The 25,916-nt window shown below is 41.0% G+C and carries 25 protein-coding genes and 2 pseudogenes; 26 read left to right on the top strand and 1 reads right to left on the bottom strand.

Annotated features, from left to right (window positions below; genetic code table 11):
• The first annotated feature begins 152 nt into the window (after window positions 1-152).
• Window positions 153-1,199, top strand: a pseudogene (locus O3640_RS00820) (2,3-butanediol dehydrogenase).
• 98 nt (window positions 1,200-1,297) lie between these two features.
• A complete protein-coding gene (locus O3640_RS00815) occupies window positions 1,298-2,209 on the top strand; it encodes a DMT family transporter (protein WP_061598501.1) in 912 nt (303 codons plus the stop codon).
• A gap of 60 nt (window positions 2,210-2,269) precedes the next feature.
• Here O3640_RS00815 and O3640_RS00810 read toward each other — a convergent pair whose 3' ends face one another.
• A complete protein-coding gene (locus O3640_RS00810; protein WP_046165068.1) occupies window positions 2,270-2,896 on the bottom strand; it encodes a TVP38/TMEM64 family protein in 627 nt (208 codons plus the stop codon).
• A 194-nt stretch (window positions 2,897-3,090) separates the two neighbouring features.
• Between O3640_RS00810 and O3640_RS00805 the strand changes: the two genes are divergently transcribed.
• From O3640_RS00805 to O3640_RS00690, 24 genes and pseudogenes are all read left to right on the top strand, one after another.
• Window positions 3,091-3,762, top strand: coding sequence for a hypothetical protein (locus tag O3640_RS00805; RefSeq protein WP_223359878.1), 672 nt, complete (start codon window positions 3,091-3,093; stop codon window positions 3,760-3,762).
• A 192-nt stretch (window positions 3,763-3,954) separates the two neighbouring features.
• Window positions 3,955-4,482 carry a YqeG family HAD IIIA-type phosphatase gene (locus tag O3640_RS00800; RefSeq protein ID WP_009659961.1) on the top strand — a complete coding sequence of 176 codons (528 nt, stop codon included), beginning with the start codon at window positions 3,955-3,957 and terminating at the stop codon, window positions 4,480-4,482.
• A 2-nt stretch (window positions 4,483-4,484) separates the two neighbouring features.
• Complete coding sequence (gene yqeH, locus O3640_RS00795) at window positions 4,485-5,591, top strand: ribosome biogenesis GTPase YqeH (RefSeq protein WP_061596126.1); 1,107 nt, start codon at window positions 4,485-4,487, stop codon at window positions 5,589-5,591.
• A gap of 107 nt (window positions 5,592-5,698) precedes the next feature.
• The gene (gene yhbY / locus O3640_RS00790) at window positions 5,699-6,010 is read left to right on the top strand and encodes a ribosome assembly RNA-binding protein YhbY (protein WP_008808453.1); all 312 of its coding nucleotides are present in this window, start codon (window positions 5,699-5,701) and stop codon (window positions 6,008-6,010) included.
• Between the two features lie 28 nt (window positions 6,011-6,038).
• Window positions 6,039-6,671, top strand: coding sequence for a nicotinate-nucleotide adenylyltransferase (locus O3640_RS00785; protein WP_061596125.1), 633 nt, complete (start codon window positions 6,039-6,041; stop codon window positions 6,669-6,671).
• A complete protein-coding gene (yqeK, locus tag O3640_RS00780) occupies window positions 6,668-7,267 on the top strand; it encodes a bis(5'-nucleosyl)-tetraphosphatase (symmetrical) YqeK (protein WP_061596124.1) in 600 nt (199 codons plus the stop codon). Before O3640_RS00785 ends, yqeK begins: the two co-directional genes overlap by 4 nt.
• Window positions 7,264-7,767 (top strand): cysteine hydrolase family protein, encoded by a 504-nt coding sequence (locus O3640_RS00775; protein WP_061596123.1) that lies wholly within the window; start codon window positions 7,264-7,266, stop codon window positions 7,765-7,767. Before yqeK ends, O3640_RS00775 begins: the two co-directional genes overlap by 4 nt.
• A gap of 9 nt (window positions 7,768-7,776) precedes the next feature.
• Window positions 7,777-8,142, top strand: coding sequence for a ribosome silencing factor (gene rsfS, locus O3640_RS00770; RefSeq protein ID WP_061596122.1), 366 nt, complete (start codon window positions 7,777-7,779; stop codon window positions 8,140-8,142).
• Window positions 8,143-8,216: 74 nt separating this feature from the next.
• Window positions 8,217-8,951: a class I SAM-dependent methyltransferase gene (locus tag O3640_RS00765; RefSeq protein ID WP_061593882.1), complete on the top strand. Its 735-nt coding sequence runs from the start codon at window positions 8,217-8,219 to the stop codon at window positions 8,949-8,951.
• 1 nt (window position 8,952) lies between these two features.
• Window positions 8,953-10,044: a nucleotidyltransferase gene (locus O3640_RS00760; RefSeq protein ID WP_061596121.1), complete on the top strand. Its 1,092-nt coding sequence runs from the start codon at window positions 8,953-8,955 to the stop codon at window positions 10,042-10,044.
• Between the two features lie 62 nt (window positions 10,045-10,106).
• Entirely contained in the window at window positions 10,107-10,937 is an 831-nt protein-coding gene (locus O3640_RS00755) for a DUF6612 family protein (RefSeq protein WP_061596120.1), read from the top strand.
• A 229-nt stretch (window positions 10,938-11,166) separates the two neighbouring features.
• Window positions 11,167-11,883, top strand: a complete 717-nt coding sequence (locus O3640_RS00750; protein ID WP_008808461.1) for a YebC/PmpR family DNA-binding transcriptional regulator — start codon at window positions 11,167-11,169, stop codon at window positions 11,881-11,883.
• A gap of 122 nt (window positions 11,884-12,005) precedes the next feature.
• Window positions 12,006-13,115: a DUF4352 domain-containing protein gene (locus O3640_RS00745; RefSeq protein ID WP_048778258.1), complete on the top strand. Its 1,110-nt coding sequence runs from the start codon at window positions 12,006-12,008 to the stop codon at window positions 13,113-13,115.
• 110 nt (window positions 13,116-13,225) lie between these two features.
• Window positions 13,226-14,359: an amidohydrolase gene (locus O3640_RS00740; RefSeq protein ID WP_371586449.1), complete on the top strand. Its 1,134-nt coding sequence runs from the start codon at window positions 13,226-13,228 to the stop codon at window positions 14,357-14,359.
• Window positions 14,360-14,547: 188 nt separating this feature from the next.
• On the top strand, window positions 14,548-15,405 hold the full coding sequence (locus tag O3640_RS00735) for an amino acid ABC transporter substrate-binding protein (protein WP_371586447.1): 858 nt from the start codon (window positions 14,548-14,550) through the stop codon (window positions 15,403-15,405).
• Window positions 15,406-15,438: 33 nt separating this feature from the next.
• On the top strand, window positions 15,439-16,302 hold the full coding sequence (locus tag O3640_RS00730; RefSeq protein ID WP_045772878.1) for a MetQ/NlpA family ABC transporter substrate-binding protein: 864 nt from the start codon (window positions 15,439-15,441) through the stop codon (window positions 16,300-16,302).
• Window positions 16,303-16,424: 122 nt separating this feature from the next.
• A complete protein-coding gene (locus O3640_RS00725; protein ID WP_268723016.1) occupies window positions 16,425-17,798 on the top strand; it encodes a M20/M25/M40 family metallo-hydrolase in 1,374 nt (457 codons plus the stop codon).
• The gene (locus tag O3640_RS00720) at window positions 17,791-18,855 is read left to right on the top strand and encodes a methionine ABC transporter ATP-binding protein (protein ID WP_268723015.1); all 1,065 of its coding nucleotides are present in this window, start codon (window positions 17,791-17,793) and stop codon (window positions 18,853-18,855) included. Before O3640_RS00725 ends, O3640_RS00720 begins: the two co-directional genes overlap by 8 nt.
• Window position 18,856: 1 nt before the next feature.
• Window positions 18,857-19,549, top strand: a complete 693-nt coding sequence (locus O3640_RS00715; protein WP_268723014.1) for a methionine ABC transporter permease — start codon at window positions 18,857-18,859, stop codon at window positions 19,547-19,549.
• Between the two features lie 121 nt (window positions 19,550-19,670).
• Window positions 19,671-21,434: an ABC transporter ATP-binding protein/permease gene (locus O3640_RS00710; RefSeq protein WP_268723013.1), complete on the top strand. Its 1,764-nt coding sequence runs from the start codon at window positions 19,671-19,673 to the stop codon at window positions 21,432-21,434.
• Window positions 21,424-23,094 carry an amino acid ABC transporter ATP-binding/permease protein gene (locus O3640_RS00705; RefSeq protein WP_268723012.1) on the top strand — a complete coding sequence of 557 codons (1,671 nt, stop codon included), beginning with the start codon at window positions 21,424-21,426 and terminating at the stop codon, window positions 23,092-23,094. The genes O3640_RS00710 and O3640_RS00705 overlap by 11 nt, the downstream gene beginning before the upstream one ends.
• Entirely contained in the window at window positions 23,091-23,687 is a 597-nt protein-coding gene (locus O3640_RS00700; RefSeq protein WP_268723011.1) for an MptD family putative ECF transporter S component, read from the top strand. The genes O3640_RS00705 and O3640_RS00700 overlap by 4 nt, the downstream gene beginning before the upstream one ends.
• Complete coding sequence (locus tag O3640_RS00695) at window positions 23,684-24,364, top strand: energy-coupling factor transporter transmembrane component T (protein ID WP_268723010.1); 681 nt, start codon at window positions 23,684-23,686, stop codon at window positions 24,362-24,364. Before O3640_RS00700 ends, O3640_RS00695 begins: the two co-directional genes overlap by 4 nt.
• A pseudogene (locus O3640_RS00690) lies at window positions 24,325-25,752 on the top strand (ATP-binding cassette domain-containing protein). The gene O3640_RS00695 and the pseudogene O3640_RS00690 overlap by 40 nt, the downstream one beginning before the upstream one ends.
• Window positions 25,753-25,916 lie beyond the last annotated feature (164 nt).

The raw sequence follows: 25,916 nt of genomic DNA, 5'->3' as shown, positions 1-25,916 counted from the left end.
TCTCTTCTACGGTTATAACAAATAAAGTGATATGATTGGAAGAATCAAATTTTTAAAATTAAAACTTATTTTCTGAGATTCTGTTAATCATTTGACAAGAAAAATGAAAAGGCTTACAATTGAGCTAATAATTTATAAAGCGAGGTATGTTTATGGCAAAAATGAAAGCTGCTCGTTGGTATGGCGCTAAAGATGTTCGCATTGAAGAGTTGGACGTACCAGAAGTCAAACCTCATCAGGTCAAGATTGCGGTCAAGTTCACAGGAATCTGTGGTACTGACTTACATGAATACTTGGATGGACCAATTTTTATTCCGACAGAAACAGAGCATGTCTACTCTGGACAGAAAGCGCCTGTAACCTTGGGACATGAGTTTGCTGGGGAAATTGTTGAGGTTGGAAGTGACGTAACACGAGTCAAAGTTGGCGATCGGGTAACAGTTGAACCTATTTTAGCTAAGCATAATCTTGTCGGTGATTACAATCTGGACCCCAATCTAAACTTTGTCGGTTTGGCGGCTGATGGTGGTTTTGCCAAATATTGTGTTTTGGATGGAGACATTGTTCACAAAGTTCCAGATAGTCTTAGCTATGAGCAGGCAGCCTTGACAGAGCCTGCTGCTGTGGCAGTTTATGCAGTTCGTCAGTCAGCTCTTAAGACGGGCGATACAGCGGTTGTATTTGGTTTGGGACCAATCGGGCTCTTGATTGTAGAGGCTTTGCGGGCGGCCGGTGCCTCTAAGATTTATGGTGTCGAGTTATCTCCAGAGCGCCAAGCAAAAGCAGAGGAGCTTGGGGCCATCATTGTGTGACCAGAAGAAGGTGAAGATGTGGTAGCTGCTATCCAGCGTTTAACGGGTGGTGGAGCAGATGTGTCTTATGAAGTAACTGGGGTGCCAGTTGTGCTGGGACAAGCTTTGGCTTCTGTCCACAAGGCTGGAGAATGTATGGTTGTTTCTATTTGGGAGCGAGAAGCCAGCATTAATCCAAATGAATTTGCCATTCAAGAAAAATCACTCAAGGGTATCATCGCCTATCGGCATATTTTCCCTAAAGTGCTGGAGCTGATGGAGCAGGGCTACTTCTCTGCAGACAAGCTTGTGACCAAGAAGATTAAGCTGGAGGATATTGTACAAGAAGGCTTTATTGAGCTGACTCAGGACAAGGCTCAGATTAAAATTTTGGTGTCCCCTGAATAAATTTTTGCTTAACTATGATATGAAAGTCAGTCAAAATTGGCTGATTTTTCTTTATGGTTTATGCTATAATAAACGAAGTAATAGGAGAGAGATTTAGGATGTCTAAGACAGTAAGAGGGACCATTTATACATTAGTGGCTGGGACAGCTTGGGGGCTGTCTGGAACGAGTGGCCAATATTTGATGGTGCACGGATTTTCGGCTCTGAGTTTGACCAACTTTCGCTTATTAGTGGCGGGTCTAGCTCTGATGGCGATGGCTTATTTTGCTGATCCCAAGTCATTTGGTCAGATTTGGAAGGACAAGCAATCACTTGTCATGATCTTTGTTTTTGCCTTGTTTGGTCTTTTTCTTAATCAATACGCCTATTTGGAGGCTATTCATGAAACAAATGCAGGGACAGCAACAGTGCTACAATATTTATGCCCTGTGGGAATTTTAGCCTACACCTGTATCAGAGACAAGGTTGCCCCAACAGTTTCCGAAGTATGCTCCATGTTTTTAGCGATTGGGGGGACTTTCTTGATTGCCACTCATGGTCAGCTCAATCAGCTTTCTATGACACCAAAAGGTTTGCTTATTGGTCTCTTTTCGGCCTTTACTTATTCGCTCTATATCCTTTTGCCCATTGATTTGATTAAGAAATGGGGCAGTATGTTGGTCATTGGAATTGGCATGACTATGGTGGGGATTTTGTTATTTCCTTTCAGTGGGCTTATTCAGCATCAATGGCAGTTTCGCCTGGATATTCTCTTTGCCCTGCTCGGTATTATCGTGATTGGAACGATCTTTGCCTACACCGTCTTCTTGAAAGGGACAAGTTTGGTAGGGCCGGTAAAATCAAGCTTACTGGCTTCAATTGAGCCGATTTCTGCTGTTTTCTTTGCTTTTCTAATTATGCATGAACATTTTTATGCCTTGGATTTTCTGGGAATGGGGATGATCCTAGCTGCCGTGATGTTGATTTCCTTGAAAGATTTATTCATTCAAAGAAAAAAAGGACTTTTATAAATCTATATCAAAAGACCGAGGCAAATGTCTCGGTCTTTTAGTTTGCTGATTTTGCTTTGTTTATTTGGGGACCATTTGCCAGAAGAGATCAATAATATAAGTCAAGCCATAAGTGTAAACAACTAGTGTAAAGGGTTTGCACAGAATGATAATAATCATATAGCGCTTGAAAGTCATCTTGGTCAGAGCAGCCAGCATACAAAGAAAATCTGCGGGGCTGATTGGCCAAATCATCATAAAGATGAAAAAACGATCAAAACGATTGCCTTCATCAAGCCAGCCAATGTATTTGTCGTAAGTTCGCTTGCTGACAACGGATTGAACAAAGGCTGGGCCATAGATTCGAACCAGGTAGAAGATGATGGCGCAACCAATGACGATACCGATGTAGTTATAGATCGTTCCTACAATGTGCCCATAGATAAAGACACCAGCAACTGAGGTTAAAGCTCCAGGAATAATTGGGACCACAGTTTGCAGAATTTGTAAAAAGATAAAGAGTGGGGGTCCCCATATGCCTGCTTGTTGGATGAAAGCAGAGAGTGTTTCTTTTGATTGTAAAACTCCGGCTTGATAAGCCCAGATACAAAAGGCGATAGTCCCAACAGCTCCAATAATAGAAGACCAATTAATAACTTTTTGTAAAAAAGGGGACACAGCCTGTAATTGTCGATTTCTCTCTGACATACTCTCCTCCAATGAAATAAACTAATTCTACTATAGCATGTTTTACGTTTTTTGTAAGCTTTGGGCTGTGAGGGTCCAAAATTCTAAAAGATGGTAAAATTATATAAGCAATTGACAATAATCTATAATTGTGCAAAAATTGGAAAGATTACATATATCTAGGTTGAAATTTCAGTATGTCAGGAGGTTCTCTAGTGGAAGAATATTTAAATTTATATCATCAAAAACTGTGGGAGATTGCTTTCAGTAATGTCGAGAAAGTATTTGGCGTTTTTTTCGTCATTTTGTTAGTTCTATCAATTCTTCCTATTTATATTTTTTTTAACTCCTTAGTCAGAAGAAAAAAACTCATTTTAGTTCTTATCTGTATTCCATTTTTAATGTTCATTCTTTGTATAGCTGCGGAGTATGCCCACAGTTATGATAAAATTATGAATCCAGCTTCAATATACAACAGTTCATTACACGTTGCTTCCTTAAAACATGAAACCGTTCTTCCTATACTTGAGCATGTAGATGAGATTTGCCTAGCTAGTGTTGATGGAGAGCTTAAGAGAGAAGATATTATATTATTTGCGGTATCTAATCCCACATATTATGATGGTCTGTTTGCAGATGTGGCAAACTCTTTGGCGGGTAGTCGGACGATAGGAACAGCTTTTCTAGTTGCTTTAGTAGGCTACGAAGAGAAAAATGGTAAATGGGAATCTGTTGATATTCGCATTGCCCCGGGTGTTGAGGAGAAGGATTTTCAGAAATTTTCTAAGGTTCTTCACATCACAAGTGATGGAAAAGAAGGAGAAACGACTATTATCCTTGAACTTCAAAAATTTTATGAATTGAAGTTACGGAAAGAAAAAAATTGAGATTTGTCTGGACTATGAGCATGATCTTTGTCCCATTTTAAAATAAAGCTTCCTGTTTGGGGAGCTGTTTTCATTTGCTTGGAAAATAGAAAAGTGAACATCACCTAGCCACTCTAGAAGAAAGAGGACCATGAGTGCCAAAAAGCCTATTTTATGCTATAATAATGAGAATACGAATTTTTGGAGAGAGATGTGGCGATTGAAGATTATATGCCGGACTTTGCGGTTGAGGCAGTTTACGATTTGACAGTAGAGAGTTTGAAAAGACAAGGCATTAAAGCAGTTTTGGTGGATTTAGATAACACCCTGATTGCTTGGAATAATCCAGATGGGACCCCAGAGATGAAGAAGTGGCTCCATGATTTGCGGGACGCGGGTATTCGGATTATCGTAGTGTCCAATAATAACAAAAAACGGGTCAAGCGGGCTGTTGAAAAGTTTGAAATTGACTATGTCTACTGGGCGATGAAGCCTTTCACTTGGGGTATTGACCGAGCGCTCAAGCTTTTTCATTTTGAAAAAAATGAAGTGGTCATGGTGGGCGATCAGCTCATGACGGATATTCGGGCGGCTCATCGGGCTGGGATTCGTTCAATTTTGGTTAAACCACTGGTTGAGCATGACTCTATCAAGACCCAGATCAATCGGGCGCGTGAGCGCCGTGTGCTCAAGAAAATTACTGAAAAATACGGCCCAATTCAATACAAAAAAGGAATTTAAGCATGGAAGAACTTCTCTGTATCGGCTGCGGAGCCACTATTCAGACCGAAGATAAGGACAAGCTAGGCTACACGCCTCAGTCAGCTCTGGAAAAAGGCTTGGAGACAGGCGAACTCTATTGTCAGCGCTGTTTCCGCCTGCGCCATTATAATGAAATCAGCGATGTCCAGCTGACGGATGATGACTTTCTACGGCTTCTGCATGAAGTTGGAGATAGCGATGCTTTGGTCGTCAATGTTGTCGATATTTTTGACTTTAATGGCTCGGTCATTCCTGGCCTGCCTCGCTTTGTCGCTGGAAACGATGTTCTCTTGGTTGGGAATAAAAAGGACATTCTGCCCAAGTCGGTCAAGAACGGCAAGGTGACCCAATGGCTGACGGAGCGGGCTCACGAAGAAGGTCTGCGTCCAGTCGATGTGGTCTTGACCTCTGCTCAGAACAAGCAGGCAATCAAGGACTTGATTGACAAAATTGAGCACTGCCGTAAGGGGCGTGATGTTTATGTGGTCGGCGTTACCAATGTCGGCAAATCCACTTTGATTAACGCGATTATTCAGGAAATCACAGGTGACAAGGATATTATTACGACTTCGCGCTTCCCGGGCACAACTCTGGATAAAATCGAGATTCCTTTGGCAGATGGCAGTCACATCTATGATACACCGGGTATCATCCATCGTCACCAGATGGCTCACTATCTTTCTGCTAAGAATCTCAAATACGTCAGTCCCAAGAAGGAAATCAAACCCAAAACCTACCAGCTCAATCCAGAGCAAACCCTCTTCTTGGGTGGTTTGGGTCGCTTTGACTTTGTGGCAGGCGATAAGCAGGGCTTCACAGCTTATTTTGACAATGAGCTCAAGCTCCACCGGACTAAGTTGCAAGGCGCTAGCGATTTTTATGACAAGCATGTCGGCAGTCTCTTGGTGCCACCAGTTGGCAAGGAAAAGGAAGAATTTCCAGCCTTGGTCAAGCATGAATTTACTATCAAGGACAAGACAGATATCGTCTTCTCTGGTTTGGGTTGGATTCGCGTCAGTGGTCCTGCTCGAGTAGCCGGCTGGGCGCCAGAGGGTGTGGCGGTTGTCACTCGGAAAGCGATTATATAATACTCAAGAAACAAAGGGGAATAAATCCCCTTAAAACAAGGAAGGAAAAGGCTATGAGCAGTGGGAAGACAAGCAAGTCCTAACTGATTCAAGCCTTATAGAAGAACATGACACTAACATCAAAACAACGCGCCTTTCTCAACAGTCAGGCACATAGTCTCAAACCTATCATTCAGATTGGGAAAAATGGACTCAACGACCAAATCAAAACTAGCGTCCGTCAAGCACTGGATGCTCGAGAACTGATTAAGATCACACTTTTGCAGAATACAGATGAGAATATCCACGAGGTCGCTGAGATTCTGGAAGAGGAAATCGGAGTGGATACGGTGCAGAAGATTGGCCGGATCTTGATTCTCTACAAGCAGTCCAGCAAAAAGGAAAATCGCAAACTCTCTGTCAAAGTAAAACAAATTTAAGGAAAAATTTCTGTGGAGATGTCAGCCTATGGCTATTGAATTACTGACCCCCTTTACCAAGGTGGAATTAGAACCAGAAGTTAAAGATAAAAAACGCAAACAGATTGGCATTTTAGGTGGGAATTTCAACCCTGTCCACAATGCTCATTTGGTCGTGGCGGATCAGGTCCGACAACAGTTAGGCTTGGATCAGGTCCTGCTCATGCCAGAGTACGAGCCACCCCATGTGGATAAGAAAGAGACCATTGATGAAAAGCATCGGCTGAAAATGCTGGAGCTGGCTATTGAGGGCATTGAAGGCTTAGGGATTGAAACTATTGAGCTGGAGCGCAAGGGAATTTCTTACACCTATGACACCATGAAGCTCTTGACAGAGCAGCACCCAGATACAGACTATTACTTTATCATCGGTGCAGATATGGTGGATTATCTGCCCAAGTGGTGCCGGATTGATGAGCTGGTTGAACTGGTTCAGTTTGTTGGTGTTCAGCGGCCACGCTACAAGGCGGGGACTTCTTACCCCGTTATCTGGGTGGATGTGCCCCTTATGGATATTTCCTCCAGTATGGTGCGGGATTTCCTGTCTCAGGGACGGACTCCTAATTTCCTACTGCCTCAGTCAGTTTTAGACTACATCGAGAAAGAAGGGCTTTACCTATGACCTATGAAAGCTATATCAGTATGAGTCGTGAGGCCTTACTGGCTAAGATGGAAACAGTCATGCCTGAGAAACGCCTGCGTCATTGTCTAGGTGTGGAAAAGGCTGCCCGTGAATTAGCAGAGCGTTTTGGTCTTGATGTCGAAAAAGCAGGTCTGGCAGGTCTCCTACACGACTATGCTAAGAAGGTATCGGACGAGGATTTTCTGGCCTTGATTGACAAATACCGGCTGGATCCGGACTTGAAAAACTGGGGCAATAATGTCTGGCATGGTATGGTGGGCATTTACAAGATTCAGGAAGACTTGGGAGTGAAAGATACTGAGATACTGCGGGCCATTGAAATCCATACAGTGGGCAGTGGCACCATGTCTGAGCTGGACAAGGTGGTCTATGTCGCCGACTATATTGAACACAACCGGGACTTTCCAGGAGTGGACAAGGCCAGAGAGCTGGCTAAGCGGTCGCTCAACCAAGCTGTGGCCTATGAAACCGCAAGGACTGTGGAGCATTTGGCTCACAAAGGGATTCCTATCTACCCGCAGACCTTGGAAACCTACAATGCCTTTGTAGGATATTTGAAGGAAATAGAAGAATGAAAACAGCTTTAATCATTATAGATGTACAAAATATCCTAGTGGAGACAGGTTTTCAGTCTGATAAAATGATGGATAAAATTTCCTTTCTGCGGCATCAGGCTAGGAGTAAAGGTGTCGAAATTATCTATATTCAGCATATTGAAAATCCAGAAGATAGTGCATTGGAAGATTGGCAGTTGTCTCCTCTCTTGAATCGAAAGTCAGATGAAAAGGTCTTTCAGAAGAAATATAATAGCATATTTAAAGAGACTGGTTTAAAAGACTACTTGGATAAAGAAGATATTGGCCGTCTAGTTTTATGTGGAATGCAGACAGAATATTGTGTAGATGCATCAGTTAAAGTTGGATTTGAATTTGATTATAAACTTGTCATTCCAGAAGGTGCTTTTACAACTTTTGATGGAGAAGACGCTTCGGCAGAAAAAATAAATACATTTTACCAAAAAATTTGGGATGGACGTTTTGCGGAAGTTCTAGATTACAAAAACATTTTTAATTAAAGAGGAACTATGAAAGAACAAGAATTATTAGAACTGGTCGTGAAGGCGGCCGATGAAAAGCGTGCAGAAGATATTGTGGCTTTGGACTTGCAAGGTCTGACTACTGTAGCAGATTACTTTATCATCGTCAGCTCTATGAACAGTCGTCAGCTGGATGCGGTCGCTGAAAATATCCGTGAGAAAGCTGCTGCGGCTGGTGTTTCTGCTGGTCATATTGAGGGAGATGCAGCTGGTGGCTGGGTACTCTTAGACTTGAGAGGCATCGTCGTCCATGTCTTTTCTGAGGAAATGCGGACGCATTACAATCTGGAAAAGTTATGGCACGAAGCAACTGGTGTGGATGTTGCGGCCTTATTGGAAGAAAAAAACAAGTGATTTTTTGCCCTTGGGCAGAAAGCAGAATTTGGCTCAGTCAGCCTGCTGGCTGGGCTATTTTTGAAAGGAAAAGTATGGCAACTTATGAAACCTTCGCGTCGGTTTACGATGCGATTATGGATGATTCTTTGTATGAGAAGTGGACGGATTTCAGCCTGCGTCATTTTCCCAAGGATAAGAAAAAGCTGCTGGAGCTGGCCTGTGGAACGGGCATTCAGTCTATTTATTTTAAGCAGGCTGGTTTTGATGTGACGGGGCTGGATCTGAGTCAGGAAATGCTGGATTTGGCAGAGAAACGTAGCAGGGAGGCCGGTTTGGACATTCCTTTTATTCAGGGCAATATGCTGGATTTGAGTGGCGTCGGTCAGTTTGATTTGGTAACTTGCTATTCAGACTCGATTTGCTATATGGAAGATGAAGTAGATGTTGGTCAGGTCTTCACTCAAGTTTCCCAGCATCTAAATGAGGGCGGTCGCTTTATCTTTGATGTCCACTCGATTTACCAGATTGACGAGGTTTTTCCAGGCTATTCTTATCATGAAAATGCTGAAACCTTTGCTATGGTCTGGGATTCTTATGCGGACGAACCGCCTCATTCCATCGTGCATGAGCTGACCTTCTTTGTCCAAGATGAGGATGGGCGTTTCACGCGCCATGATGAGGTGCATGAGGAGCGGACCTATGAGATTCTGACCTATGATATCTTGCTGGAGCAGGCTGGCTTTAAGAACGTCAAGGTGTACGCGGACTTTGAGGACAAGGAGCCAACTGACAAGAGCGCTCGCTGGTTCTTTGTGGCGGAGAAATGAGATGACAGTTACTGGTATTATCGCAGAGTTTAATCCTTTTCATAATGGACACAAATATCTGCTGGAGCAGGCTACTGGTCTGAAAATTATCGCTATGAGTGGAAATTTTGTTCAACGAGGGGAGCCGGCTATCGTGGACAAGTGGACTCGGGCACAGATGGCTTTAGAAGCTGGAGCGGATCTGGTTCTTGAGTTGCCTTTCTTGGTCAGCGTTCAGGCGGCGGACTTTTTCGCTAAGGGGGCAGTAGACATCTTAGAGAGACTGGGCATCGAACAGCTGACTTTTGGGACCGAGGAAGTGCTGGATTATGAGAGTGTTTCCAAGGTCTATGCTGAAAAGGCAGAGCAGATGGCGGCTTATCTGACTGGCTTGCCTGATTCCCTATCCTATCCCCAGAAGACTCAGGCTATGTGGCAGGAGTTTGCAGGGCTCAATTTCTCAGGCTCTACGCCCAATCATATCTTGGGCTTGGCCTATGCCAAGGCTGTGACGGGAAAAGATATAAAGCTGTGTCCGATTCAACGTCAGGGAGCTGGTTATCATTCCTTGTCAGCTGATCAGGAATTTGCTTCGGCAACAGCCCTTCGTCAGAATCTGGATAAGCCAGACTTTCTGAAAAAATTCACCCCAGCCCATCACTTGATTGAAGCGGCTCCCAAGGTGACCTGGTCGGACCTCTTTCCTTATCTCCGTTACCAGATAGTGACTTGTTCGGATTTGACAGACTTTTATCAGGTCAATCAGGAGTTGGCCGTTAGGATTAGAGAGGCCTTGAAAAGCAGTGAGACCATAGAAGAGCTAGTTGAGCAGGTGGCTACAAAGCGCTATACCAAGGCTCGGGTTCGGCGTTTGCTGACCTATATCCTGGTCGGAGCTAGGCAAGAAGAGCTTCCGTCTGGAATCCATATTTTAGGTTTTTCTGAACAGGGGCGTCAACATTTGTCCAAGCTTAAGGGAAAAGTTGAATTGGTCAGCCGTATTGGCAAGGAACCATGGGACAGTTTGACCCAGCAGGCCGACAAGGTCTACCAGCTAGGAAATCCTGCACTTAAGGAACAGAATTTTGGACGAGTTCCGGTGATTTTGTTGTAAAGAAAACTTCTATCTAAACTAGAAAGATAGAAGTCAAAGAATAGAAAAAGGAGTCTTCTTTTATGAGAATGAAAAAATCAATCTTACTTTCCCTCTTGGCTATCATTGCCCTTGGCTTAGGTGCCTGCTCGAACTCAAGCAATAATAAGCAGGCCAATGGTCAAGAAAACAGTGCTCAGAAAAAAACTAGTCAAAGTTCTAGTAAAACTAAGGATATAGCGACTCTTCTAGAAGAAATAGAAACTGCTAATCAAAAAATGACTAGTGTTCGTCAAAAAACCAATATAGGTGGCTTGCTGGGAACAACAGATAAAAAGATTCAAAAAGAACAAAATATGACTTCGCAAGTTATCTATAAGACCGAAAAACAAGAAGTAGAGATGGCAAGCATTACAGTTAAGACTGTGGAAGATGGAGAAGAGAATTTTAAAGAACTCTTGATGCCTGGTGGTGAAAAGGCTCCATTATATACCCGTTATAATAAAACTGGTGAATGGGATAAAGAGGTCCAAGAAAAAGGAGGAAAGTATATTGTTTATCCAGACTATTTCCAACTCTTAAATGGCTTAAATGAACTAGCACAAGACTTAAAACTAGAAGAGACAGATAACGATTATGTCTTTACTTTGAAAACTCAAGATGCGGATATTTTAGGAGTATATGGGAAAGAGTTTCGGTTTAACTTTTCTCAATTTCCTAAATCCAACTTCAAAAAAGAATTGACCGTAAAGATTGACAAAAAAAGCAAATTCCTCAAAGAATTTAAGATGAATATATCTACCTCTGGTGATCAAGGAACACTTGCTATCAAGAGTGAAACGAGTTACTCAGACTGGAACTTGGTTAAAAAGGAAGACATTCCAACTATCTCTGACGAGAAAAAAGAGCAATAAGCCGGTGAGTTGAGCTTTGTTATTCTATTTCAGTTTTCCAAGGCTAAGTTCAGAAAGAGCAAGTCAATGGGGAATTTTAAGTTTAAGGTTAACAGGTAATGATCTTCTTTTCTGTGAAAGAAAAGATATAAAAGAGAGCAAATTAGACTATTTTTCTTAGTGATTTTTCCTTGTTCCTGTGTTATAATAAGAAAGATTAAAATGTAAACTATTAAAAGGAGAACCTCCAATGGGACGTAAATGGGCCAATATTGTGGCAAAGAAAACGGCCAAAGATGGCGCAAACTCAAAAGTATATGCTAAATTCGGTGTTGAAATCTATGTAGCAGCGAAAAAAGGTGATCCAGATCCGGAAACAAATACAGCTCTGAAATTTGTTATCGACCGAGCTAAGCAAGCACAAGTACCAAAGCACGTTATTGATAAAGCTATCGATAAAGCAAAGGGAAATACAGATGAAACCTTTACAGAAGGTCGTTACGAAGGTTTTGGGCCTAATGGTTCAATGTTAATCGTGGATACTTTGACTTCAAATGTGAACCGCACTGCAGCGAATGTTCGTGCTGCTTTTGGTAAAAACGGTGGGAACATGGGAGCAAGTGGTTCTGTTTCTTACCTTTTTGACAACAAAGGAGTTGTTGTATTTGCAGGAGATGATGCAGATAGCATCTTTGAATTGCTTTTGGAAGCAGATGTCGATGTAGATGATGTTGAAGCAGAAGAAGGAACAATTACGGTTTATACTGCACCAACGGATCTTCACAAGGCTATCGTAGCTCTGCGTGAGTCTGGCATTGAAGAATTCCAAGTGACAGAGTTAGAAATGATTCCTCAGTCAGAAGTGGTACTCTCTGGTGATGATCTTGCAACTTTTGAAAAATTAGTAGATGTCCTTGAAGACGATGAAGACGTTCAAAAAGTCTACACAAATGTCGAAGGCTTTTAATCTACTGGACCTGCAGTTGGAACTGCAGGTTTTTTTATTATAATCGAAAACTCCAAATGACGTTTACCAGTTAAGGCGATTATGATAAAATAAAGAGAACATATTATTTCAAGGAGACAAGCATGAAAAAAATCTTTCAATATGTAGCCATACTTGTAGCTGGACTGAGCTTGATGGCTTGTGATCTACTTCCTGGCCAAAGTAAGGGTGGGGGCACTCCAGCAGAGCAGAAAGAGGCGAAATCAGGTGCCCTATCAGCTAGCAACAAAGAGATAGAAATGAAAGTAAAGGGCGGCCAGTATATTCTGCCAAGTGATGGAAAAGAAAATTCAAAATATTTAGCCTTGGAATTGGAAATTAAGAATAAATCAGATGAAACAGTTAGAATTTCTCCTTCTGATATTGATATCTATAATCCTAATGGTGAAAAAGTTAAGTTAAGCAGAGTCAGTGATTATAAGCATGGTTTTGAGACAATACAATTCGATAATCTCTCGGCAGGAAAATCTCTTTCTGGTTATTTAGTCTTTGAGGTTGAAACCAACGGTAAGTATGAACTTGAGTATGAGAAAAAGATTTATAACCCAAAACAGAAAATCAAAGGATTTAAATTGACTATTGATCCAGCTAAGTATCCTAATCAGGTGGCAGAAAGTAAGAAACTTGCTTTTGACTATCTCAATACTGTTTTCTTGGGCGGAAAAGCTAAAAGTAAGGATGAGGCTAAATCATCTGGTGGTAAGGAAGATTTTGTTTTGGGAGGCGACCTGTCCCAAAATGAAAGTGACTTCAGGGCAGCGTTTACAGAGGATTTCAAGCGTAAATTACATGATTATCCATTTACTGATGACGAAGTTAATGCTTTTATCGATTCTTATGTAGAAATGAATGCCAAAAGGGCTGAGATTTCTTATAGGGTAACTCAGTACCTACCAAATTCGGTTGTGATCAAGATTAGACCAAAAACGATCAGTCTAAGTAGAACGATTTTAAACCATCGTAAAGCGTTTTATGAAAAACATCGTTCAGAATATGCCAATCTGACCGAAATTAATAAGGCAATTGACAAGAATTATGCTGACGTGATGACGGCTGGTTTAGATTCTCATCCTCTTCTTACAACTGAATCTGAATACCAGTTGACATTTGTTAAGACAGATGGGAAATGGGTTGTAGAACCAGATTATACTTATGATTCCATTGTTGTCGCTTTTGAAGGCGATATATCATAAAAAGTAAAAGAAGAGAGCCTGATTCATCCATCAGGTCTCTCTTTTTTGTTTCTTCCTTAAGCTTTGTGCTATACTGGAGAATAGATAAGTTAGAGGAAAAGGAGCCTGCTATGAAGAAATTTTATGACAAACTAATACAAACCCGCCATTATCTCCATCGTCATCCAGAACTGTCTGGTCAGGAATATCAAACAACGGATTTTTTAAAAAAATATCTGGAAGACCTTGAGATTAGAATATTAGATTCTAATCTGAAAACAGGTCTAATTGCTGAAATCGGCTCCGGACAGCCTATAATTGCCCTGAGAGCTGATATAGATGCACTGCCCATTTTTGAACAGACTAATCTGCCTTATGCCAGTCAAAATCCAGGTGTCATGCATGCCTGTGGACATGATTTTCATCAGACAAGTCTCTTAGGGGCAGCTGAACTGCTCAAGGCTATGGAGGAAGATTTGCGAGGGACAATCCGTCTTATTTTTCAACCTGCTGAGGAGACTTCTTGCGGAGCTTTGGAAGTTATAGAAACAGGCTATTTGACTGATGTGAAAGCTATTGTTGGTTTTCACAATATGCCTCAGCTAAAAGCAAATCAGTTAGCCCTAAAGCCAGGGGCTATGATGGCTGGAGTAGAAAAATTCAAAGTAGAAGTGGAAGGGATTAGTAGTCATGCTGCACGGCCGGATCTGGGGGTTGATACAGTTTTAGCTTTGACTAGTATGGTCCAAGCTTTGCAAGTTTTGGTGGCCAGAACGGTCTCCCCTTTTGAGGCCAATGTTCTTTCTATTACCCATATCAAGGCAGGGACTACTTGGAATGTTCTGCCCCAAAAAGGTTTTTTTGAAGGCACCATTCGATCCTTTAGCCCAAGCTCTCAAAAAAAATTAAAAGAAGACTTTATTAAAATTGTTGAAAATACAGCAGAAAACTTTGGTGCACGAGTTTCTATTACTTGGGATCAAACACCACCTGTGACCTATAATGATCCGAATTTGACCGAACTCTTGTTTGAAAATTCCAAAACATTTGCTGAGGTGGTGGAAGCCAGACCTTCCACAGCTGGAGAAGACTTTGCTTTTTATCAGGAGAAGATTCCGGGAGTTTTTGCCTTTATTGGTTCAAATGGAGCAGATGATGCACCAGATCTCCACCATGATACGATAACTATCGATGATGAAGCTTTTAAAGTATCTGTTCCATATTATGTCGAAAGCGCCCTATGCTTATTAAAATGCTATAAATAACAACTATATCCCTATATAAAAAAATGAAACTAGGCAAATCTCCTTCCTTTTGTTAAGATAGAACAGTGGCAAGGAGATTTTATTGTGCCTTTATTATGTGCCTGCAATAAATAAAATTTATACCCTTGATAAAAAATATATACTAGGCAAGCTTAGGGATATTTGTTATTATAGGACATAGTTTATAAATGAATAGGAGAATATCTGTGAAAAAATTAGTAAAATATTCTGCCCTTCTTGCTCTTACTTTTGCAGCAGTCGGAACCTTAGCTGCTTGCTCAGCTTCAAATAGCAAGTCTGAATCAGGTAAATCAGATGAGAAGAAGGTAACAGTTGAAATTGCAACCGTTGGAACAACCCGACCTTTCTCATATGATGATGAAGATGGAAAATTAACAGGTTATGAAATTGAAGTGCTTAGAGAGGTCTTTAAGGGATCAGACAAGTATGAAATCAATTTCAATAAAACTAAATGGACTTCTGTCTTTGCTGGTTTGGATAGCGATCGCTTCCAAATTGGTGCCAACAATATTAGTTATTCAAAAGAACGTGCTGGTAAATATCTTTATGGAAACCCATATGCTAAAAACCCAACTGTTTTAGTAGTTCGTAAGGGAACAGATATTAAATCTTTAGATGATATTGGTGGTAAATCTACGGAAGTGGTACAAGGAACTTCTACAGCGAAACAGCTGGAAGATTACAACAAAGAGCATCCTAAAAAGGAGACGAAAATTAACTACACGGACGGAACGATTCAACAAATCCTAGTGAATCTGAATGAGGGACGTACAGATTACAAGATTTTTGAACGTATTTCTGTTGATACCATTATCAAAGAGCAAAATTTGGAAAATCTAGAAGTTATTGAACTTCCTAGCGATCAACAGCCATATGTTTATCCTTTATTTGCTCAGGGACAAGAAGAATTAAAAACTTTTGTAGACAAACGTATTAAGAAGCTATATGAAGACGGTACTCTTGAAGAACTTTCTCAAAAATACTTCGGTGGCAGTTACCTTCCAGAGGCAAAAGATATTAAATAATTAAAAAGACTTAAACTATAAGGAGAGAAGAATATGAAATTAGCAAAATGGTTTGGAGCAGCTGCAGTTGCGGTTGCAGTCCTTGGTTTGGCAGCTTGTGGAGCTTCTAATAAAGAAGCAGGAAATGGCAAAGATAAAACAGTAACCATTAAAATTGGTACAATGACCATTGACAACGATGAGCAACAACGTTGGGATCTCATTCAGAAGAAACTTGAAAAAGAAAATGTGAAACTTGAATTTACTCAATTTACAGAATACCCACAAGTAAATAAGGCCGTGGCAGATGGTGAGCTTGATGTCAATGCTTTCCAACACTACTACTACCTTAACAACTGGAATAAGGAAAATAATCAGGATCTAGTTGCGATTGCGGATACTTACATTGCGCCAATCCGTCTCTACTCAGGTACAAAAGACGGTAAAAACAAGTATAAAAAAGTTAACGAACTTCCAGACGGAGCAGAAATCGCTGTACCAAATGATGCGACTAACGAAAGCCGCGCATTGAACTTGCTTCAAGCTGCTGGCTTAATTAAATTGGACAAATCTGGTAACGAGCTTGCAACAGTTGCAAACATTAAAGAAAATCCAAAGAAATTGAAAATTACAGAATTGGATGCTAGCCAAACAGCTCGTTCATTGACATCAGTAGATGCTGCTGTTGTAAACAATACTTTTGTAAACGAAGCAAAATTAGACTATAAGAAAGCTTTGTTTATCGAACCAAAAGATAAAAATTCTAAACAATGGTACAACATCATTGCAGCTAAGAAAGATTGGGAAAAATCTGACAAGGCTGATGCAATTAAGAAGTTGATTGCAGCCTACCATTCTGACGATGTTAAAGAGTTAACAGAAAAAACTTCAGATGGCTTGCTTGAGCCAGTTTGGTAAGAAGTAAAAGACAGTAGGCACCAGTCTTAATGGATTTATCAAGCATGCAAGACTGAAAGTGTTTAATAAAACTCAGTTGGGATGACCAGCTGAGTTTTATCGCCTTATTTATGGGAGGAATTATGGCTTTTTTCAGTGAAAAAGAGCAGTTACAAAAATTTGAAGAGGATGAACTCGCGCAGGCTTATTTTGAGGTTTTACGGGAGTTGATTGCTAAAAAATCTATTTTTGCTCAGCAGATAGGCTTGAAAGAAGTAGCAGATTATTTGAGAGAAGTTTTTGAAGAGGCTGGTGCAGAAGTGACTGTTGATGCAAGTTACAGAGCTCCTTTTGTCATTGCTCGTTTTAAGAGTTCAGATCCTAATGCTAAAAGTATCATTTTTTACAACCATTATGATACAGTACCTGCAGATAGTGATCAACCTTGGACAGAAGATCCTTTCACCTTGTCTGTCAGAGATGGGGTCATGTATGGCCGAGGTGTTGACGATGACAAGGGGCACATCGTGGCTCGCCTGACAGCCTTGCAGAAGTATCGAGAAGGTAAGCAAGATTTACCTGTGAATGTTACTTTTATTATAGAGGGAGCGGAAGAGTCTGCTTCGACTGACTTGGATCGCTATTTGGAAAAGCACAAGGAGGAATTGTCCGGCGCCGATCTCCTCATCTGGGAACAGGGTAGCCGGAATGCACTAGGTCAGCTAGAAATCACAGGTGGTAATAAGGGGATTGTAACCTTTGATGCCAAAGTGAAAAGCGCTGATGTAGATATACATTCGAGTTTTGGTGGCGTAATTGATTCAAGTAGCTGGTATCTTTTAAATGCGCTAGCTAGCTTGCGAGGAGCTGACGGTCGCATCTTGGTAGAAGGCATCTATGAACAAATTGTTGAGCCAAACGAACGAGAACTAGCTCTGGTTGAGGAGTTTGCGCGACGCAACCCAGAAGAACTAAAACAAATTTATGGTTTAGAATTACCCCTGCTTGAGGAGGAAGGACATAAGTTCCTACGACGCTATTTTTTTGAACCAGCTATCAATATTGAAGGATTATCTTCAGGTTATCAAGGTCAGGGAGTCAAGACAATCCTGCCTTCAGAAGCCAAGGCCAAGCTTGAGGTAAGACTTGTACCTGGTTTAGAACCACAAGACGTGCTTGATAAGATTCGACAACAACTGGTCAAGAACGGTTATCCTAAGGTCGAGCTTATTTATACTTTGGGAGAAATGAGCTACAGAAGCGACATGAGTGCTCCGTCTGTTCTTAGTGTTATTGAGTTGGCCAAGAAATATTACAGCGAAGGAGTAGCAGTGCTGCCTACTTCTGCCGGGACTGGACCTATGTTTACTGTTTATGATGCTTTAAAGGCACCAATGATGGCCTTTGGCTTGGGCCATGCTAACAGTCGGGACCATGGTGGAGATGAGAATGTTCGCCTAGCCGATTACTACACCCATATAGAATTAGTAAAGGAGTTGATTGCAAGCTATGAGTAAAGAGATTATTACATTAGATCGGATTGATGTGACCTTCCAGCAGAAAAAACGTCAAATCCAAGCTGTAAAAGATGTGAGTATCCGCATTAACCAAGGAGATATCTATGGAATTGTTGGCTATTCTGGAGCTGGGAAATCTACTCTGGTTCGGGTGATTAACCTATTGCAGGTACCAACTGGAGGAACTATTACCGTTGACAATGATGTCATTTTCAAGGACAAAAGAGTTCAACTTTCTTCAGCTCAGTTACGTCAAAAGCGTCAGGATATTGGGATGATCTTCCAACACTTCAATCTAATGAGCCAGCTGACGGCTGAAGAAAACGTAGCCTTTGCCTTAAAGCATTCAGGACTGTCTAAGGAAGAGAAAAAAGAGAAGGTGAAGAAGCTGCTAGATTTGGTAGGCTTGGCAGATCGAGCTGAGAACTATCCTTCACAGCTGTCAGGTGGACAAAAGCAGCGTGTAGCGATTGCTCGTGCCTTAGCTAATGATCCTAAAATCTTGATTTCAGACGAAGCAACATCAGCCTTAGATCCTAAGACGACCAAGCAAATCTTGGCTCTCTTGCAAGACTTGAATCAAAAATTAGGTTTGACGATTGTTCTCATTACTCATGAAATGCAAATCATTAAGGATATTGCTAACAGAGTAGCAGTGATGCAGGATGGACAATTGATTGAAGAGGGTTCTGTTCTCGATATTTTCTCTAATCCTAATCAGGATTTGACTAGAGACTTCATTACAACAGCAACAGGAATTAATGAAGCTATGGTTAAAATCGAAAAGCAAGAAATTGTGCAGAATCTGGCTCCGAATAGTATCTTGGTGCAGTTGGAGTACGCGGGTACAGCAACAGATGAGCCTTTGTTGAATCAAATTTACAAAAAATATCAAGTTACTGCCAATATCTTATATGGGAATATCGAAATTTTGGACCATACACCTGTTGGTGCTTTGGTAGTTGTCTTGTCTGGCGAATCAGAAAATCTTACTGCGGCTAAGACGGCTATTAGTGAAGCAGGCGTTCGTTTGACTGTTCTAAAGGGAGGTGCATAAGATGCTGAAATTAATCGAAACTTATTTGCCAAATGTATATAGGATGGGCTGGACTGGTCAAGCAGGCTGGGGAACAGCTATTTATACGACCCTTTATATGACAGTAATCTCTTTCTTGATTGGTGGTTTCTTTGGCTTGATAACTGGACTTTTTCTTGTATTAACCAAGCCAGGTGGGGTTCTGGAAAATAAGGTGGCTTTCTGGATTTTGGATAAAGTGACTTCTATCTTCCGTGCGATTCCTTTTATCATTTTGTTGGCTGTCCTATCACCTTTTTCTCACTTGATTGTTGGGACAGGAATTGGACCAAACGCTGCTATTGTGCCACTTTCATTTGCCGTTTATGCCTTTTTTGCTCGTCAAGTTCAGGTGGTTTTATCTGAGTTGGACGGTGGAGTGATTGAAGCAGCCCAGGCTAGTGGTGCAACTTTATGGGATATTATTGGTGTCTATCTTATTGAAGGTCTACCAGATTTAATCCGTGTAACGACAGTCACTTTGATTTCTTTGATTGGTGAAACTGCTATGGCGGGTGCAGTCGGTGCAGGGGGTATCGGTAATGTAGCGATTGCTTATGGTTTTAACCGGTATAATAATGACGTTACCATTCTTGCGACGGTTGTCATTGTAGCTATCATCTTTACGATTCAATTTGCAGGAGACTTTTTGACTAAAAAATTAAGTCATAAATAGAAGTTAATTTGCTAGCCACTTTGGCTAGCTTGTTCTTTGATTAAATATTCTGAAAATTTAATTTACATTCAACTTTGTGAATGTTATAATAAGGAGAAAAAACCTACGGAAAGGGAAAGCTATGGCTCAAGAAGAGGAAAAGATCTCAAGAAGCAGGAAAAAACAGCTATTAGCTCGCTTGAAAGAGCAAATTCAACCAAAGAAGGGCATGATTTATCTGGCTGCTTTTTTATCATGGATTCAATTTTTAACGAGAATTACTAGTTTTGCTTTGATTGCTCAAGCATTGACAGAGTTCTACGAAGGAAAACAGCTTGACTTATACACTCTTTTTCTTTATTTGCTAGCCTTAAACGGTTTAGGATTTGGAATTGCTTTATTTGCCAAAAAGTTTCAAGGCTTAGCCTCTCAGTTTGCACGAAACAAGCTAAAGAGAGAATTCTTTCAGGCTTTTGTTGCTAAGGACGGTGAGTTTCAAGATAGCCGAACTGCAGCGGATATTCTAACAGTTGCTGCTCAGGGAATTGATAGCTTGGATACCTACTATTCCTACTATCTATCCTTAAATCTACGAACCTATTTTAACTGTTTAACAGTCCTTATCTTAGTCTTTTGGCTCTTTCCCTTGGGTGGTTTAATTTTTATATTATCCTTGCCTTTCATTCCTGTGTCTATCATCCTGATGCAGAAGCGATCGCGTAGGATAATGAATCGCTATTGGGGCTCTTATATGGATGTGGGCAACCTTTTTCTGGATGATTTAAAGGGGTTAAACACATTGTATTCTTATCAGGCTGATGAGAAATACGAGCAGGAATTTGCGGAGCAGGCCGAAGATTTTCGCGATGCCACTATGGAACTGCTTGGTTTTCAACTACAATCAGTGGGCTATATGGATGCTGTTATGTATTTGGGAATCGGCCTGTCAGGTTTTTTAGCCCTTTCCTGGCTGGCCGCTGGGCAATTGTCCTTGTTTAGCATGATTTATTTTGTCTTAATTGCAACAGAATTTTTTACTCCGATTCGAGAAGCAGGCTACGGTATGCATTTGGTAATGATGAATACCAAGATGGCAGATAGGATTTTTAGTTTTTTGGATTCGGTCCAAGAGACTAAAGTAGAAACAAAACAAGATTTGGCACCATTTCAGCACTTGAGTGTGCAGGATTTGTCCTTCTCCTATGGGGACAAAAAGATTTTGGATAGGGTCTCTTTTAACGTAGAAGTAGGCCAAGTATTTACTATTGCTGGGGAAAGCGGGCGTGGTAAGACGACCTTGGGCAAGATTCTACTAGGGAAATTGGAACCCGAGCAAGGCCAGATATTCTTTGGAGAGACTTCCAATGAAAATTTGGCACAATCAGCTCTCTACAAAGAGATGATGTATGTGTCGTCAAACAGCTTTCTTTTGAATACCAGTATTTTAGAGAACTTGCAGTTGGCAAGGGATTGGAGTCGGGAGAAAATTCAGCAATGGCTGACCGAGAAGAAGCTTTTATCTTTTATTGAAAATTTACCTGAGGGTCTAGATACCCTTGTTGGTGAAGATGGCAACCAGCTGTCACCAGGTCAAAGACAGCAAGTGATTTGTGCCCGGGCAATTCTTGCTCAAAAATCGCTCTATATCTTTGATGAAATTACTTCTAGTGTTGATAAGGAGAATGAAGACCTTATTTATGAACTGCTAAACGTGCTTTCTAAAGAAGCCCTTGTCATCGAGATTACTCATAAAATGAAGCGGGTAGCAGAGGCTGACCAAGTTCTTTTTATGAGCAAAGAGGGAACGGTTTTGGCTAGTCCGACCAAGCTTTACTGGGAGAATCAGGAGTACAGAACTTTAGTGGATAGACAAAGAGAGCTGGAGGAGAGAATTCATGGAAGCTAAAAGAACTTATCCAAGCAAGCAACTCCTTTTCAGGCTTTTTCAGATCATGAAGCATCTATTGCCTGCTCTAGGATTAGCTGTTATTTTTGCAGTTTCAGGCTTTACAGTTTCAGTCGCGATTCCTGTTTTATTGGTAAATCAAGGATTTCGGGCTGTAGGAGGGCAAGCTCCGTCTCTAGGTTTTCTGTTTCTTCTTTTAGGTTTGGCCTTGGCCCGAGGACTTTGTCGCTATGGAGAACATTATTTTGGCCATTATGTGGCCTTTCATTCCCTAGCGGATCTGCGAAAGCTTGTCTTTGCTAAACTACGACGTCTTGCACCTGCTAAGTTAGACCTACAAGATAGTGGGAGCTTATTAAAAATGATCGGGGAGGATATTGAAGCAATTGAAGTCTTTTTTGCCCATACAGTTGCACCAGTTTGTACAGGGCTTATCTCTGCTTTCATTATGTGGGTCTTTCTCTCTAGGATATCCCCAGCTCTAGGTTTTCTGGCTTTGCTGACTTACCTGCTTTTAGCCGTGGTCTTGCCTCAAAATTTTGCTCGACATTTACAAAAACTCTTATCAAAACAAGCGGATGATCGGACAAGATACATTTCTTATTTCTTGGAGAGCCTGAAGGCAATACATGATTTGTCCCAGCTCGGACAAACTTCAAAACGTTTTGCTTGTTTAGAACAAAAAAGTAAAAACTTAAATAGCGTAGAAAGACAGGTTGCTCAGAAGCAATTTTTTGAACAAGCTCTAACCTTTTTAGTGGTGGGCTTATCTGTTATGGGCTTTGCCATCTTGTCTCTCTTCCAACTTAATCAAGGTGATATTGATCTGACTCAAGCAGGCCTAGCTCTAGTAGCTTTTTCAAGCTCTTTTGCTCCATTTCTGGAATTAGGGCGACTGCCTCTAGGTTTTAAAAGAGCAATGAATGCCAGTCGGCAGGTCTTTTCGCTCTTGGATGAGCCAGAGGCAGATAGCGGTGGTTTGAAGACTGATGTCAGGATCGAATCAGTTGATGTTAATCATTTAAACTTTGATTATGAGGGGCGAGAGCAAGGACTTTTTCAAGGTTTGTCAGCACGATTTGAGAAAGGCAGAATAATTGGTATTGTAGGTGGAAGTGGAACAGGAAAATCTACTCTCATGAAAATTATCATGCGCTGGTATGATCCTAAGGCAGGACAGGTTTTGCTGTCTGGACAGGATCATCAAACCTTCCAACGCCAGCATTTACAAGGCTCTTTCGCTTATGTTCCCCAAGTTGCTCAGCTTTTCTATAAAAGCCTTCGGGAAAATCTAGTCTTGGGCCGAACTGATATCAGTGATGAGGCGATCTGGACCTTGGCAACTAAATGTCGTCTTAAGGAGCGTTTAGAGCACTTGCCAGAGGGGCTAGATACTGTAATTGATGGAGAAACAACTTTTTCTGCTGGTGAAGCCCAGCGTTTGGAGCTGATGCGAGCCCTGCTTAAGGAGGCAGATTGTTATATTTTTGATGAACCCACCAGCAATCTCGATTCTCTTAATGAAGCGACATTCCTATCTATTGTCAAAGAAGAATGCCGTGGCATGGTCTTTCTCATCTCCCATCGCTTGTCAACGGTTGCTTTTGCAGATGAGGTTTATGAATTAAATCATTCTCAAGTAAGGAGGATAAAAGGATGAGAAAAGGTCTACAAGTAAAAGACCTTGTGATGACAGGTGCTTTTGCAGCCCTCTATTTTCTATGCGTCGGTTTAGGAGTCCTGGTTGGTCTGATTTTCGACCGGTCAGGGAATATGTTCTATGCCCCAGCTGGAGCAGCAATCTTTGGTGGGACGGTTTACATGCTTCTACAAAGCAAGATCAAAAAATTCGGAGCTATCAGTCTCTTGGGAATCGTGATGGGAGGATTTTTCTTCTTATCTGGCCATTTCTTTGTGGCCTTTTTGCCAGGCTTGATTTTTGGCTTTCTAGCTGATTTGTTAGCCAAACAAGGAAATTATCAAAATAAATGGCTAAGTTTAGCGTCCTTTGTCCTTTTCTCCTTTGCTAATTCAGGTCCGATTATTATGATGTGGCTAGCTCGGGAGACTTATGTTCAAAGTTTGCTAGCGCGTGGTAAAACTCAAGAGTATATTGACCGGGTCATGGTTCCTGTAAATCCACAAGTGGTTCTTGCTTTTTTAATTATGGTTGTTATTGCCGCTATTATAGGGGGACTATTTGGTCAATATATGGTCAAGAAGCACTTTATAAAGTCAGGGATGGTCTCATGAAATTAGATGTACGAAGCAAGGTCCTTTTGGTTTTATTTGCCAATCTGGCCTTTCTTTTTAGAGTATCCGGCTGGCTTGAACTGATAATCGTTTCAGGCTTGGCGATGCTCTTATACTTTGCTGAAAAAGGTAAGATTGCCGTCTATAGTTTATTGGCCTTTGTCCTTTTTTGGACTCTAGATGCTTATCTAACTGATTTCTTTTCTTTTCAACTGATACGAAATTTCGTAACTCTGCTCACGGCTGGACGTTTTATGCTTCCTTCTTTTATGGCTGGGAGTTTGCTTTTGACAACTGCTACAGCCTACGACCTGGTTCATGGCCTCAGAAAATGGCATCTACCGGAATCTTTTCTTTTAACCTTAGGAGTAATGATGCGATTTTTGCCAGCTATACCAGCAGATGCGAAAACGATTCATATAAGTTTACGTCTTCGAGGGATTTTCCTTAGAAAAAGGGATTTTATCTTTCGTCCAGTGACCTACTTTGAGTATCTCCTGGTACCGCTACTCATGTCACTCATGCGAACGGTTCAAGCGTTGACCATAGCTAGCCTTACCAAAGGATTAGCACTAGGAAAAAGACCGACAGAAACTTTTTCATCAACCTTTAATTTAGCAGATTGGAGTACCTGTGCATGGATGTTTATCATGACCTTGTGGATGATAAGAGGCTGATTGCTGCGACCGGCTTTCGTTTTACTTATGAAAATAGCAGAGCTAGTAGCTTGCTGGTTGAAGATTTACAAATCTTATCAGGCCAGTTGGTCGTCTTATGTGGCAAGAGTGGGAGTGGCAAATCAACCTTCTTAAGATTAATTAATGGCTTAATTCCAGATTACTATGAGGGAAAATTAGAAGGTCAATTAGAAATAGCCAATCAGTTAGCAGGAAAACAGATGGTTGAAGAATGTTCTAAACAAGTTGCTTCAGTTTTTCAGAATCCCTCTAGTCAGTTTTTTCATAAATACGTTAAGCATGAATTAGTTTTGCCTGGTGAAAATCATGGTCAGTCAGCAGCAGGAATTTTGAATAAATTAGAAAAATTAACTGCTGACTTTGCTTTAGAAGACTATCTTGAACGTGATCTTTCTACTTTATCAGGTGGAGAAAAGCAGAGAATTGCCCTTTTAACGGCCCTAATGCAGGATACAGATATCTTGGTTTTAGATGAACCGACAGCTAATTTGGACAGGTCAGGGATTGAGCAAGTAGCTAGTTATCTTTCTATCTTAAAACAAGAAGGGAAAACGATTCTTATAGCGGAGCATCGCTTGGATTATTTAAAGGACTTGGCTGACCGCTATCTTTATTTTGATCAAGGTGTTCTTAAAAGAGATTATTCAAAAAAGGAGTTTGATAGCTTAACGGAAACAGAACGACATGATTTAGGGCTTCGAAGTCAGGATCTATCTAGCTCTATTTCTAAACTTGAGGCAAAGAAGCAAATTGCTCCTTCACCACTGACGGGGGATTTGACCATAAAAAATCTTTGCTTACAGGCAGGGGACCAGGAATTGAGTTTTCTTGAAGAAGCCAACTTCAAGTCAGGTGCGATTACAGCCCTTGTGGGACATAATGGGAGAGGTAAATCAACTCTAGCTTTTTATCTGGCCGGTTTATTAGACGATGAAGAAGCGGATTTTTATTTAAATGGACATGCTCTGTCAGCTCATGATCGTCTGAAACAAACTGCTTTTGTTCTGCAATAGGTTGCTCTTCAGCTCTTTTCAGATAGTGTCCAAAAGGAGTTGACCTTGGGTTTGAAAAAAGTCGTTGATGCATCAAATATCTTAGAAAACTTAGGATTAAAAGGCTTAGAAGAAAGGCATCCAATGACCCTATCAGGTGGAGAGATGCAACGGCTAGTCATAGCTAGTCAAGTCCTTACTAAAAAAAGAGTGTTTATCTTTGACGAACCTAGTTCAGGTTTAGATTATCAGCAAATGTTACAAGTAGCTGACTTACTGAAGGCATTAAAAGAGCAGGGAAAAATTATTCTGCTCATTTCTCATGATGAAGAACTGCTTGAGAAGACAGCTGATTACTTTCTTACCTTAAATTAATTACTCGCTATACAAAAAAACTATAGCTTTTACAGTTGTTTATCTAGATTTCCCCTCCTATTTTTGGTATGATTGAAGAACAGTAATGTGGCTTCTGGCTTTGCTATTTTTGTATTTCTAGAGTTGATTAGACTGATAGAATAGTAGATAAGTAGGTTAAAGTT

Source organism: Streptococcus sp. 27098_8_75 (genome assembly GCF_041432475.1).
GTDB classification, from domain to species: domain Bacteria; phylum Bacillota; class Bacilli; order Lactobacillales; family Streptococcaceae; genus Streptococcus; species Streptococcus gordonii.
Note: the sequence above shows the minus strand (reverse complement) of the source record. Positions and strands in the feature narration are given on the sequence as shown.